This is a genomic window from Rhizobium sp. 05N49 (genome assembly GCF_056396805.1).
The window spans coordinates 292,014-304,690 of record NZ_JBFTME010000007.1 but is presented as its reverse complement, the minus strand read 5'-3'; the positions used below and the strand labels follow the sequence as shown (position 1 = coordinate 304,690).

12 protein-coding genes are annotated in these 12,677 nt (G+C 59.6%); 2 read left to right on the top strand and 10 right to left on the bottom strand.

Translation table 11 applies throughout. The annotated features are described in order from the left end of the window. The first annotated feature begins 17 nt into the window (after positions 1-17). On the top strand, positions 18-479 hold the full coding sequence (locus AC1DF8_RS16935; RefSeq protein ID WP_478154221.1) for a DUF5680 domain-containing protein: 462 nt from the start codon (positions 18-20) through the stop codon (positions 477-479). Positions 480-482: 3 nt separating this feature from the next. Here AC1DF8_RS16935 and AC1DF8_RS16930 read toward each other — a convergent pair whose 3' ends face one another. Genes AC1DF8_RS16930 through proS form a run of 3 tightly spaced genes read right to left on the bottom strand, consistent with a single transcriptional unit; the run spans position 483 to position 3,865 of the window. Beyond that, positions 483-1,166, bottom strand: coding sequence for an ABC transporter ATP-binding protein (locus AC1DF8_RS16930; protein ID WP_112544537.1), 684 nt, complete (start codon positions 1,164-1,166; stop codon positions 483-485). A gap of 55 nt (positions 1,167-1,221) precedes the next feature. Then, positions 1,222-2,526, bottom strand: coding sequence for a lipoprotein-releasing ABC transporter permease subunit (locus tag AC1DF8_RS16925; protein WP_478154220.1), 1,305 nt, complete (start codon positions 2,524-2,526; stop codon positions 1,222-1,224). Between the two features lie 16 nt (positions 2,527-2,542). Beyond that, positions 2,543-3,865: a proline--tRNA ligase gene (gene proS, locus AC1DF8_RS16920; protein WP_112544539.1), complete on the bottom strand. Its 1,323-nt coding sequence runs from the start codon at positions 3,863-3,865 to the stop codon at positions 2,543-2,545. On the opposite strand from proS, the gene AC1DF8_RS16915 reads away from it, so the two are divergent. Then, the gene (locus tag AC1DF8_RS16915) at positions 3,864-4,142 is read left to right on the top strand and encodes a hypothetical protein (RefSeq protein ID WP_162728507.1); all 279 of its coding nucleotides are present in this window, start codon (positions 3,864-3,866) and stop codon (positions 4,140-4,142) included. The two genes, proS and AC1DF8_RS16915, sit on opposite strands and share 2 nt — an antisense overlap. 314 nt (positions 4,143-4,456) lie before the next feature. Here the strand turns inward: AC1DF8_RS16915 and AC1DF8_RS16910 are convergent, their stop codons facing one another. From AC1DF8_RS16910 to nuoL, 7 genes are all read right to left on the bottom strand, one after another. Then, positions 4,457-4,732, bottom strand: a complete 276-nt coding sequence (locus AC1DF8_RS16910) for a DUF1467 family protein (RefSeq protein ID WP_112544541.1) — start codon at positions 4,730-4,732, stop codon at positions 4,457-4,459. 110 nt (positions 4,733-4,842) lie between these two features. Next, positions 4,843-5,247 (bottom strand): methylmalonyl-CoA epimerase, encoded by a 405-nt coding sequence (gene mce, locus AC1DF8_RS16905; protein ID WP_183850924.1) that lies wholly within the window; start codon positions 5,245-5,247, stop codon positions 4,843-4,845. 3 nt (positions 5,248-5,250) lie between these two features. Next, positions 5,251-6,921, bottom strand: a complete 1,671-nt coding sequence (locus tag AC1DF8_RS16900; RefSeq protein ID WP_112544542.1) for a ribonuclease J — start codon at positions 6,919-6,921, stop codon at positions 5,251-5,253. A 17-nt stretch (positions 6,922-6,938) separates the two neighbouring features. Further along, on the bottom strand, positions 6,939-7,703 hold the full coding sequence (locus AC1DF8_RS16895) for a biotin--[acetyl-CoA-carboxylase] ligase (RefSeq protein ID WP_113118150.1): 765 nt from the start codon (positions 7,701-7,703) through the stop codon (positions 6,939-6,941). Further along, the gene (gene nuoN / locus AC1DF8_RS16890; protein WP_478154219.1) at positions 7,703-9,148 is read right to left on the bottom strand and encodes an NADH-quinone oxidoreductase subunit NuoN; all 1,446 of its coding nucleotides are present in this window, start codon (positions 9,146-9,148) and stop codon (positions 7,703-7,705) included. The genes AC1DF8_RS16895 and nuoN overlap by 1 nt, the downstream gene beginning before the upstream one ends. A 14-nt stretch (positions 9,149-9,162) precedes the next feature. Continuing rightward, positions 9,163-10,674 carry an NADH-quinone oxidoreductase subunit M gene (locus AC1DF8_RS16885; protein ID WP_112544545.1) on the bottom strand — a complete coding sequence of 504 codons (1,512 nt, stop codon included), beginning with the start codon at positions 10,672-10,674 and terminating at the stop codon, positions 9,163-9,165. Then, a complete protein-coding gene (nuoL, locus tag AC1DF8_RS16880) occupies positions 10,674-12,671 on the bottom strand; it encodes an NADH-quinone oxidoreductase subunit L (RefSeq protein ID WP_478154218.1) in 1,998 nt (665 codons plus the stop codon). Before nuoL ends, AC1DF8_RS16885 begins: the two co-directional genes overlap by 1 nt. Positions 12,672-12,677: the final 6 nt, after the last annotated feature.

Here is a 12,677-nt window from a genome sequence, read left to right as displayed (position 1 = left end):
ATCGGAGCAGAGGGACTATGGACGTTCTGGAACTCAATAGCTTCATTGTCGAAGCCAAATCGCAGACATATGTCGCCGGCGCCAAGTCGCAGCCGTCCTATCGGATCGGTGCCCACGATATCGGTTACAAGCGCGGCATCTGGCGTTATCTCGACAGCTATTTTGGCGGTACGGACTTTGCCGGCCAGGAAGTGGTGTGGCTGGAGGAAAAGCCGGTGTGGGCGATGAACTATTTCGGGCGCATCATCGAACCGGGAATCATCGACTTGACCATTGCCGGCACTGTCATCTGCGCCGCGCTATCACAGCTCTACAGGCAAGGCCGCTTTCTCGGCGGAATGGTTCTCGATCACGCGCTGGGACACTATGTCGATAGTAGCGAAGGCGATTGCACACATTTCCGCGGCCACGAATTTATTCTCGTGGACGGCCTGAAGGCCTATGAGCTCGATTATCGCGGCGGGCTGATTATCCCCTGAGAATCAGAAATCCACGACCTTGCCGTCGGCGATCGTCACGCGCCGGTCCATGCGCCGGGCGAGCTCGTGGTTGTGGGTGGCGATCAGCGCGGCAAGGCCGGACTGTCGCACCAGCGCCTCAAGAGCGTCGAAGACATAGCTGGCGGTTTCCGGGTCGAGATTGCCGGTCGGCTCGTCGGCCAGAAGCAGGCTCGGCGCATTGGCAACGGCGCGCGCGATTGCCACGCGCTGCTGTTCACCGCCGGAAAGCTCGCCCGGGCGATGCACGCCGCGATGGCCGATGCGCATGTAATCAAGAAGCATCTTTGCCCGTTCGCTCGCTTCCTTCCATGAGAGGCCGGCGATGAGCTGCGGCATCATGATGTTCTCCTGTGCAGAGAATTCCGGCAGCAGGTGATGGAACTGGTAAACAAAGCCGATCTCGCCGCGGCGGATGGCGGTGCGCTTGTCATCGGAAAGGCCATCACAGGGGCGGCCGTTGACCACTACCTCGCCGCCGTCAGGATGCTCCAGCAGCCCTGCGACATGCAAAAGCGTCGACTTGCCGGTGCCTGACGGCGCCACCAGCGCCACCATCTCACCGCTCGACAGAGTGAAATCCGCACCCTTGAGAATGGTCAGCAGCGTTTCGCCCTGTCCGTAATGGCGTTCGACGCCCGAAAGCTTGAGAACGACGTTGCGTTTCATGAATGCGGCATTCCTTGGATTGGGCCTTGGATCGTGCATGACCTTGAATCGGGCCTTATTCGTAGCGGAGGGCCTGGACGGGGTCGAGGCGGGAGGCGCGCCAGGCCGGGAAGATCGTCGCGATGAAAGAGAGCGTCAGCGCCATGACGACGACGGAGATCGTTTCACTCACATCCATTTCCGCCGGCAGCTGGCTGAGGAAATAGAGCTGCGGATCGAAGAGCACCGTGCCCGAAACCCAGGAGAAAAACTGACGGATGGATTCGATGTTGATGCAGACGAACACGCCGAGCAGCACGCCGGCGATCGTGCCGACAATGCCGATAGCAGCCCCCGTCATGAAGAAGATCCGCATGATGGCGCCTGAACTTGCGCCCATGGTGCGCAGGATCGCGATATCGCTGCCCTTGTCCTTCACCAGCATGATGAGACCGGAGATGATGTTGAGCGCAGCGACGAGCACGATCAGCGTCAGGATCATGAACATCACGTTCCGCTCTACCTGCAAGGCGGAGAAAAAGGTCTGGTTGCGCTGGCGCCAGTCGGTGATGGCGATCTGCCGGCCGGCTGCTTCCTCGACTTTCGGCCTCAGATTGTCGATATCGTCGGGATTGTTGACGAAGAGCTCGATCGACTGCACCAGCCCGTCGGCATTGAAATAAAGCTGCGATTCCTCGAGCGGCATGTAGATGATCGAAGCATCATATTCCGACATGCCGATCTCGAAGATCCCGGAAATCTTGTAGGATTTGATGCGCGGATTGACGCCCATCGGCGTCACATCACCCTCCGGTGACGTGAGCGTAATCAGGTCTCCGACGCGCAGTCCGAGCTGATCGGCCATACGGCTTCCGACGAGAACGCCATCGCCAGCGGCAAATCCCACCATGTCGCCGGACTTGATGTTGTCGGAAACCGTCTTCAGCTTGGTCAGATCTTCAGCCCGCGTTCCACGCACCAGCGCACCTGTGCTGCCGCCGGTCTGCGAGGAAGCCAGCACCTGGCCTTCCACCAATGGCAGCGCCATCTTGACGCCGGGTACGGCTTCGAATTTCTTCACGAGATCGGCGTAGTCGGTGAAGGGACCGTCGACCGGCTGGATGATCATGTGGCCGTTGATGCCGAGGATGCGGGAGACCAGTTCCGTGCGGAACCCGTTCATGACGGCCATGACGATGATCAGCGTCGCAACGCCCAGCATGATGCCGACGAAGGAGAAGCCGGCAATGACCGAGATGAACGCCTCCTTGCGGCGGGCGCGCAGATAGCGCCACGCCACAAGGCGTTCGAAGGTGGAGAATGGCTTGCCAGCCGGACCCAAGCCGGATTTGAAACTCCGGTCCACTGCTGCCTCTGCCATTTCGCCTCCGTCTTTCCTAGGCCACGAACCTGTTGATCGCCGCTTCGATGGTCATCGTTTCGCGGGCGCCGGTTTTGCGGTCCTTCACTTCCACCTCGCCGTTCGCGACCGCCCGCGGACCGGCAATGATCTGGTATGGCACGCCGATCAGGTCGGCGGTCGCGAATTTGGTACCGGCACGGTCATCCGTGTCGTCATAAAGCACGTCCTTGCCCGCCTTGGTCAGCGCCGCGTAGATCAGCTCGCAGGTGCCGTCGCAGGCCTCGTCACCGGCCTTCATGTTGATGACCACGACATCGAAGGGTGCGACCGACTCCGGCCAGATGATTCCGTTCTCATCATGCGATGCTTCGATGATGGCGGGAACAAGGCGTGTCGGGCCAATACCGTAGGAACCCATGTGAACGAAGTGTTCCTTACCGTCAGGACCCTGCACCTTTGCACCCATCGGCTCGGAATACTTGGTACCGAAGTAGAAAATATGGCCGACCTCGATACCCCGTGCAGAAAGACGCTCGCCTTCCGGAATGGCGTTGAAGGCCGCCTCATCGTGCATTTCCGAAGTCGCGGCATAAAGCGACGTCCACTTGTCGAAAACTCCCTTCAGGCCTTCGACACTGTCGAAATCGGTGCTTTCAGCGGGAATGTCGAAATTGACGAAATCCTTGTGGCAGAAAACTTCGGACTCGCCGGTATCAGCTAGAATGATGAATTCATGGCTGAGATTGCCGCCGATCGGGCCGGTATCGGCGCGCATCGGAATGGCGCGCAGGCCGAGACGATCGAAGGTGCGCAGATAGGCGGCGAACATCTTGTTGTAGGAATGTTCCGCACCTTCGCGTGTCAGGTCGAAGGAATAGGCGTCCTTCATCATGAACTCGCGTGAACGCATCGTGCCGAAGCGCGGACGGATCTCGTCACGGAACTTTAGCTGGATGTGATAGAGATTGAGCGGCAAGTCCTTGTAGGACTTGACCGAAGACCGGAAAATATCCGTGACCATTTCTTCGTTCGTCGGGCCGTAGAGCATCGGACGGTCCTGGCGGTCCTTGATGCGCAGCATCTCCTTGCCATAGGCGTCGTAACGGCCACTCTCCTGCCAGAGCTCGGCCGACTGCAACGTCGGCATCGAAAGCTCTATGGCGCCCGCGCGGTTCTGCTCTTCGCGGATGATGTTGTTGACCTTGTCCAGCACCTTCTTGCCCAGCGGCAGCCAGGAGTAGATGCCCTGCGATTGCTGGCGGATCATGCCGGCGCGCAACATCAGCCGATGGGAGACGATTTCCGCCTCCTTGGGATTTTCCTTGAGGATGGGGACGAAGAAGCGGGACAGACGCATGGCGGATTCCGGTACAGTTGAGACGCCGCTTACCCAAGCGGAATCGACGGTCTTTGTTAAAGATGGGAGCGTTCATAGCCGCTTCGCGGCGGGAAAGAAACCCGCGACCGACGTGAGCCGCCTCCCGCTGACGCATGTTAGCGCCTACAAATTCAGTAGACGTGAAAAAGCGCGTATTTATAAGGGCTTGAAGGTAAATCTTGTCAACAGAAAAATTTTGCGTGACTGTAGCAAAAATGCAAAAAAACCTAATGACAAAGCACAATCTTTGAGCTAGTTTTAGCTCACAAAACAGGCAGGAAGGTTAAATTCTTGCCGAACTCGCGGTCAAGTCTTGGGAGGATCAGATCTTAGGCGCGCTTGTCGCTGCCCCGGTAACGGTTAAGGATCACGCGATAATTAAAACAAGGCTTTTAGCCTTGTTTTTTTTTGCTTTTTCGGCTTCCCACAACTCACAAAATCAGGCCTGACTTTCGTTAGGTAAGCCCGCCTYCCGTTACGCAAGCTCTTTGCCTCACTTGCATGACGTGCGTATGACAGATTTTTCGCGGTTGCATTTACATCTGCTCAAAGATTGAGCAAAAGCCATTCCTAATAGAAGCTAGGCCCTATTTGTGGAAGCGCATCGAAGCCGAAGCCGAAATAGGTCGAACAGATATACCAGAAGCCGTAAATTGCGCCGGAAACGAGCGTCGTCAGCGAAAAGACGAAGGCCGGGCGGAAACGGGTCGGAGCGCTTGGCACGGTGCCCAGCACAACATCATTGTCCTCCGCCTGGGTGCGCAGGCCGATCGGCAGCACGGCGAAAAGCGTGATCCACCAGATGATGAAATAAACTGCGAACCCCTGGAGGAAGGCCTGAAACATTTTGGTTCCCGTCGATATGGTGCCTTGGCGGCAGGTTTTGGCTGCTTATAAGCCGGAATGGCGGCCAGTTCAAAGGGAGCAGACTGCTTAGGTCACTCTGACGCAGAGCTTCAGACCTGTTCCAGCTCGATTAACGTGCCGAAGAAGTCCTTCGGATGGAGGAAAAGCACCGGCTTGCCGTGAGCGCCGATCTTCGGCTCACCATTGCCAAGCACCCTGGCGCCGGATGCTGTGAGCCGGTCGCGGGCAGCAAGGATATCGTCTACCTCGTAGCAAATATGGTGCATGCCGCCGGAGGGGTTCTTTTCCAGGAAGGCTGCGATCGGCGAGGTCTCGCCTAGTGGTTCCAGCAGTTCCACCTTGGTGTTCGGCAGCTCGACGAAAACCACCGTGACACCATGCTCCGGCAGGGATTGCGGCTCGGAGATCGCCGCGCCCAGCGTGTCGCGATAGCTTGCAGCCGCGGTAGCCAGGTCGGGCACGGCGATGGCGATATGGTTCACCCGGCCGAGCATCACTCAGACCCTGGTGATGAAGACGGTGACGACAGGCTTCTTGCCCCAGGCATTGTTGGCAGCGGCGCGTACGGCACGGCGCGCGGCCTCCTGCACCATGTCGATGTCCTTGCGGCGGGCGCGCGGAATGCTCTCGATCGCGCTGATTGCCGCATCGAAAAGGGTATCTTCCATATCCTCCCCCTCGTCGTCATAGGCAGGCAGGCCAATCGCCACGAGATCGGGCTCGCCGATAATGTCGTAGCGATTGTCGAGCACGATGCTGACGGCGACATGGCCGACATAGGCGAGCTTCTTGCGCTCGCCGATGCCCATTTCGTCGAAGTCGCCGATCAGTGACCCGTCCTTGTAGATGCGGCCATGAGGCGCTTCATCGATCACCTCGACCGGTCCTGGCGCAAGTCGCAGCACATCGCCATTGCGCACGCGCGGCACAGTCGGAATGCCGGACTGTTCTGCCAGTTCCTTGTGTGCCGTCAGATGCGTTGCCTCGCCATGCACGGGCACGACGACCTTCGGCCGCGTCCACTCGTACATCTTCTGCAACTCGTTGCGGCGCGGATGGCCTGACACATGGACCAGCGCCTCCGTGTCGGTGATGATATGGACCCCCTGCTCGACGAGGCCATTCTTGATGTCCTGGATCGCCTTCTCATTGCCGGGAATGGCGCGCGAGGAGAAGACGACGATGTCGCCGGCGGCAAAGGCTACATTGCGCATCTCATCGCGGGAAAGCTTGGCGAGGGCAGCGCGGGGCTCGCCCTGGCTGCCGGTGAGGATGACCACGACCTTGTCACGCGGGATGAAGCCGTAATCCTCCTCGGAGATGAAGGGTTTTACGCCTTCCAGCAGGCCGATATCCTGGGCAACATCGCACACGCGCTTCAGCGAGCTTCCGAGCAGCAGCACTTCACGGCCAGCGGCTTCGGCGGCTTCAGCGACAGTGCGGATACGGCCGACGTTCGAGGAGAAGGTGGTGATCGCCACACGTCCCTCGGCATTCTCGATGATCTTGCGCAGGCTTTCGGAGACATCCTTCTCCGAAGGCGAAACGCCGTCGCGCAGTGCATTGGTGGAGTCGCAGAGTAGCGCCAGCACGCCTTCATCACCCAATTGGCGGAAGCGCGTCTCGTCGGTCAGCGGCCCGAGCGAAGGTTCGTGGTCGATCTTCCAGTCGCCCGTGTGGATGACATTGCCGAGCGGCGTGCGGATCATCAGCGACATCGGCTCGGGGATCGAATGATTGACAGCCACGCCCTCGATGCTGAAGGGGCCGGCATTGATCTTGTCGCCGGCCTTGAAAATGGTCACCGGCACCTCGCCGATCGCGTCCTTCTCGAAATTGCGCTTGGCTTCCAGCAGGCCCGCCGTGAAGGGCGAGGCATAGACCGGAACATTGAGGCCCGGCCAGAGATCGGCGAGCGCTCCGTAGTGATCCTCATGAGCGTGGGTGATGATGATCGCCTTGAGGTTCTTTCGCTCATTGGCGAGGAAGCGGATATCCGGCAGGACGAGATCGACACCCGGCAGATCCGGGCCCGGAAAGGTGACGCCGCAATCCACCATGATCCACTGGCGATGATCCGCCGGGCCGTAGCCGTACAGCGCGAGATTCATGCCAATCTCTCCGACGCCGCCCAGGGGCAGAAATACCAGTTCGTCCTGTTTCGCCATAATGTTTGTTTTTTCCACTATCCAAAGAATACATCGCCGGCCGCAATCGGCATCATCCTGCCCGTGCCGGTATCGAGCATCAACAGGCCATTATCATCTATTCCGGCGAAATATCCGGAAATCGACCTGTCCGGCAGATTAACGGTTATCTTTTCGCCAATACCGCACGCGACAGCGCGCCATCGGGCCGTGACCTCGGCAATACCTTGCCCTCCATCCCAGATATCCAGCGTCTCGGCCATGGATGCAAAGAGATGGGCGAAGAGCTCTTCGGGCGAAGCCGCACTTCCCTGATCGCGCAGGCAGGTGACGGGATAGATGGGATTGTCGGGCATGACCGATACATTGATGCCGATGCCAATCACGACGGCGTGGCGGCCGTCCGCCAGCCGTTCGCCTTCCACGAGGATGCCGCAGGTCTTCTTGCGTCCGATCAGGATATCATTCGGCCACTTCACCTCCAGCGGCTCGGCACCTGGCGGCAAGACACTGCGGATCGCGTGGTGCACGGCAACCGCGATTGCCAGCGGCAGGGAGGCAAGGCGCTCCATTGGGGCCGGATCGATGAGGAGAAGCGAGGCATAGAGATTGCCGCGCTCTGAAACCCAGGGACGGCCCCGGCGGCCCCGGCCGCCGGTCTGTCGTTCAGCGGTCACCCAGAGCAGACCGCTGTCCCCTGCCCGAGCCCGGGCAAGGCATTCCGTGTTGGTCGACGCAGTATCCGACAAGGCCTCGTGCCTGATATCGCCGAGCGATATCCGGCGCTGCTTGTCGGAAGCCATCAGAAGAGCGTCGCCGCAGCAAGCTCGGCCGCGCCGCCGATCGGACCACCGATGAGAACATAGGCCGCAACGAAGAGGCCGGAAAGACCGAAGACGAGACGCAGCGATCCGGAGACGCGAGCGAATTCACCGGTCGCCTCATCGAACCACATCAGCTTGATGACGCGCAGGTAGTAGTAAGCGCCGACGACGGACGCAAGAACACCGATGACGGCGAGCGCATAGAGCTTGGCCTCGATGGCGGCAACGAAGACGAAGTACTTCGCGAAGAAGCCGGCAAGCGGCGGGATACCGGCAAGCGAGAACATCAGCGCGGTCAGCACCACCGCCATGAAGGGGTTCGTTGCGGACAAGCCGGCGAGATCGCTGACGTTCTCGACGACGGTGCCATCCTTGCGGCGCATCGACATGATGATCGCGAAGGAGCCGAGGGTCATGACCATGTAGATCGCCATATAGAGCATGACGCCGGTGACGCCCGTCTGGTTTCCGGCTGCGAGGCCAACCAGCGCGTACCCCATGTGACCGATCGAGGAATAGGCCATCAGTCGCTTGATGTTCTTCTGGCCGATGGCAGCGAACGAACCGAGCAGCATGGAGGCAATCGATATGAAGACGACGACCTGCTGCCAGTCGGTCAGCACCGGCTGGAAGGCGGTGATGACAATGCGGGTCATCATCGCCATCGCAGCGACCTTCGGTGCACTCGCCAGGAAGGCGGTGACCGGGGTCGGCGCGCCTTCATAAACGTCCGGCGTCCACATATGGAAGGGAACGGCCGAGATCTTGAAGGCGATGCCGGCGAGGATGAAGACGAGGCCGAAGACGAGGCCGAGCGACCGCGCGCCTTCCACCGTCAGCGCCTGGGCAACGTCAGCAAAATGCGTATGGCCGGTGAAACCGTAAACCAGCGACATGCCGTAGAGCAGCATGCCCGAGGAGAGCGCGCCGAGAACGAAGTACTTCAAACCGGCTTCGGTCGACTTCAGGCTATCGCGGTTGATCGCGGCGATGACGTAGATCGCGAGCGACTGCAGTTCGAGGCCGAGGTAGAGCGCGATCAGATCGTTGGCCGAGATCATCAGCATGATGCCGAGCGTGCAGAGCACCAGGAGAACCGGGAACTCGAACTTGTCGAGCTGGTTTTCCCGCGCATTACCCATCGACATGAACAGCGCCACGAGGGAGCCGATCAGTGCCAGAACCTTCATAAAGCGGGCGAAGCCGTCGGCGACATAGACCCCGCCATAGGCAAGGCCGTCACCAGGGATGAAGATCAGCCAAAGGCCAGAGATGGCAATCACGATCATTGCCAGCGTGCTGACAAGCGGACCGGACCGCTCACCCGCAAAGACGCCGATCATGAGCAGGACGAGAGCACCGATCGCGAGGATGATTTCCGGCGCGGACAGGTACAGGCTCAGGGAGATTGTTTCAGCAGTCATGTCCTAAAGTCCCGTCATTTCATGGACAGCGCAACATTCTGCGCTGCCTGCACTGCGGCCGAATAGCTGTTGATCAGATGGTCCACGGAAGCTGCGGTCGCATCGAAGACCGGAGCCGGATAGACACCGAAGAAGATGGTGAGCGCAATCATCGGGTAAAGGATGATCTGTTCACGCGGTGAAAGGTCGAGCAGAGCCTTCAGCTTTTCCTTCTCCAGCGCGCCAAAGATCACCCGGCGATAGAGCCAGAGCGCGTAGGCGGCCGAAAGGATGACGCCAGTGGCGGCAAAGAGCGCAACCCAGGTATTGGCGCGGAAGACGCCGATCAGCGTCAAGAATTCGCCGATGAAGCCCGACGTGCCCGGAAGGCCGACGTTTGCCATGGTGAAGACCATGAGTGCGACGGCGTATTTCGGCATGTTGTTGACCAGGCCGCCGTAGGCCGCGATCTCACGGGTGTGGGTGCGGTCATAGACGACGCCGACGCAGAGGAAGAGTGCACCAGAGACGATGCCGTGCGACAGCATCTGGAAGATCGAACCCTGCAGGCCCTGCGCGTTGGCAGCGAAGATGCCCATCGTCACGTAGCCCATGTGAGCAACCGAGGAATAGGCGATCAGCTTCTTGATGTCGTCCTGCATCATCGCGACCAGCGAAGTGTAGATGATGGCGATGACAGAGAGCGCGAAGACCAGCGGCGCGAAATGATCTGATGCGACCGGGAACATACCGATCGAGAAGCGGATCAGGCCGTAGCCACCGAGCTTCAGGAGCACGCCTGCCAGGATGACGGAGCCGGCCGTCGGCGCCTGGACGTGTGCGTCGGGGAGCCAGGTGTGGACCGGCCACATCGGCATCTTCACCGCGAAGGAGGCGAAGAAGGCAAGCCACAGCCAGGTCTGCATTGCCGGCGGGAACTTGTAGTCCAGAAGCTGGGCGATATCGGTCGTGCCGGCCTGCCAGTACATGGCCATGATGGCGAGCAACATCAGCACCGAGCCGAGCAGCGTGTAGAGGAAGAACTTGTAGCTCGCATAGACGCGGTTCGCGCCACCCCAGACGCCGATGATCAGGAACATCGGGATGAGGCCGCCTTCGAAGAAGACGTAGAAGAGAACGATATCAAGCGAGACGAAGACACCGACCATCATCACTTCGAGGATGAGGAAGGCGATCATGTATTCCTTCAATCGCTTCTCGATCGAGAGCCAGCTTGCGAGCACGCAGAAGGGCATCAGGAAGGTCGAGAGGATGATGAACAGCATGGAGATGCCGTCGACGCCGACATGGTAGCCGATGCCGGTGCCGAGCCAGCTATGCTGCTCGATCATCTGGAAGCCCGGATTGGCGTTATCGAAACCGATCCAGATGAAGAGCGAGACGATGAAGGTGAAGACCGTGGTGATCAACGAGATCCACAGCACGTTCTTGCGACCGTTCTCGGTTTCGCCGTTCATCAGCAACAGGAGCACCACGCCGACGAGCGGCAGGAAGGTGACCGTTGAAAGAATAGGCCAATCGGTCATCAGAAGGAACTCCCGAGCATCATCCAGGTAACGAGCGCCGCAATGCCGATCAGCATCGCGAAGGCATAGTGATAGAGGTAACCGGTCTGCAGGCGCACGACGCGATCGGTCACGTTGACCACGCGAGCAGCGACGCCGTTCGGACCGTAGGTATCGATGACACCGACGTCACCCTTCTTCCACAGGAAGTTGCCAAGCGCCTTGGCAGTGCGGACGAAGAGGAAGTCGTAGAGCTCGTCGAAGTACCATTTGTTGAGCAGGAACTGGTAAAGCACACGATGCTGCTCGGCGAGCTTGCGCGGCGTCGAGGGCGACTTGATGTACATGTACCAGGCGATCACGAAGCCGAGCAGCATGGCAATGAAGGGGCTGAGACCGACCCAGGCCGGGACGTGATGGAACTCTTCCACCAGTTCGTTTTCAGCGCCGGTGAAGAGCGCACCCTTCCAGAACTCCGCATATTCCTCGCCGTAGAAGCGGCCTTCGAAGAGGAAGCCGGCAACAACCGCGCCGATGGCGAGGATGTAGAGCGGCACCAGCATGACCTGCGGCGATTCGTGGACGTGATGCATGACTTCGTGGGAAGCACGCGGCTTACCGAAGAAGGTCATGAAGATCAGACGCCAGGAATAGAAGCTCGTGAAGAGAGCAGCGATGACCAGCAGTGTGAAGGCGAAGCCCGCGACCGGCGAGTGCGACGCATAGGCGGCCTCGATGATGACGTCCTTGGAGAAGAAGCCGGCAAAGCCGATCGGGGTGAAGGGAATGCCGACACCGGTAATTGCCAGCGTGCCGATCATCATCATCCAGAACGTCACCTTGATGTGCGGACGCAGTCCACCCATGTAGCGCATGTCCTGCTCACCGTCGACGGCGTGGATAACCGAACCGGCGCAGAGGAAGAGTAGAGCCTTGAAGAAGGCATGCGTGAAGAGGTGGAAGATTGCCGCGCCATAGGCACCGACGCCGAGAGCGACGAACATGTAACCGAGCTGCGAGCAGGTCGAGTAAGCGATGACGCGCTTGATGTCGTTCTGCACGAGGCCGACGGTCGCCGCGAAGAATGCGGTGATCGCGCCGATGATCGTCACGACGACGAGCGCATCATGCGAGAGTTCGAAGATCGGCGACATGCGGGCGACGAGGAAGACGCCGGCGGTCACCATGGTTGCGGCATGGATGAGTGCGGAAACCGGCGTCGGGCCTTCCATGGCGTCCGGCAGCCAGGTGTGCAGCAGGAACTGCGCCGACTTACCCATCGCGCCCATGAAGAGCAGCAGGCAGGCGCCGGTCAGCGCATGAGCCTTGTCGAGATGCATGCCGAAGAGGTTCAGGATCACCTCGCCGGCTTCACCGCCGCCTTCAGCCGGAGCGAAGGTCGAAGCATTGGCGAAGATCGTGTCGAGGTTGATCGAGCCGAACAGCACAAAGACGGTGGCAATACCGAGCACGAAACCGAAGTCGCCGACGCGGTTGACGATGAAGGCCTTCATTGCAGCAGCCGATGCCGAAGGCTTCTTATACCAGAAGCCGATCAGCAGATACGAGGCCAGACCAACGCCTTCCCAGCCGAAGAACATCTGGGCGAGGTTGTCGGACGTCACCAGCATGAGCATGGCGAAGGTGAAGAGCGAGAGATAGGCGAAGAAACGCGGACGGTGCGGATCGGTATGCATGTAACCGATCGAGTAGATGTGCACGAGTGTCGAAACAGTATTGACGACGATCAGCATGACCGAGGTCAGCGTATCGACGCGCAGCGACCAGGAGACGTCGATGCCACCAGACTGGATCCAGCGCAGAACCTCGACCTTGATCACGCCCTCGGGATGGCCGAGCGCAACCGTGAAGAAGACGACCCAGGACAGGATGGCGGCGATGATCATCAGGCCGCTGGTGACATATTCCGACGCCTTGGCGCCGATCGCACGGCCGAAGAGGCCAGCGATGATCGCGCCGATCAGGGGAAGGAAGACGATAGCCTTATAGAGGAACATGAGCCG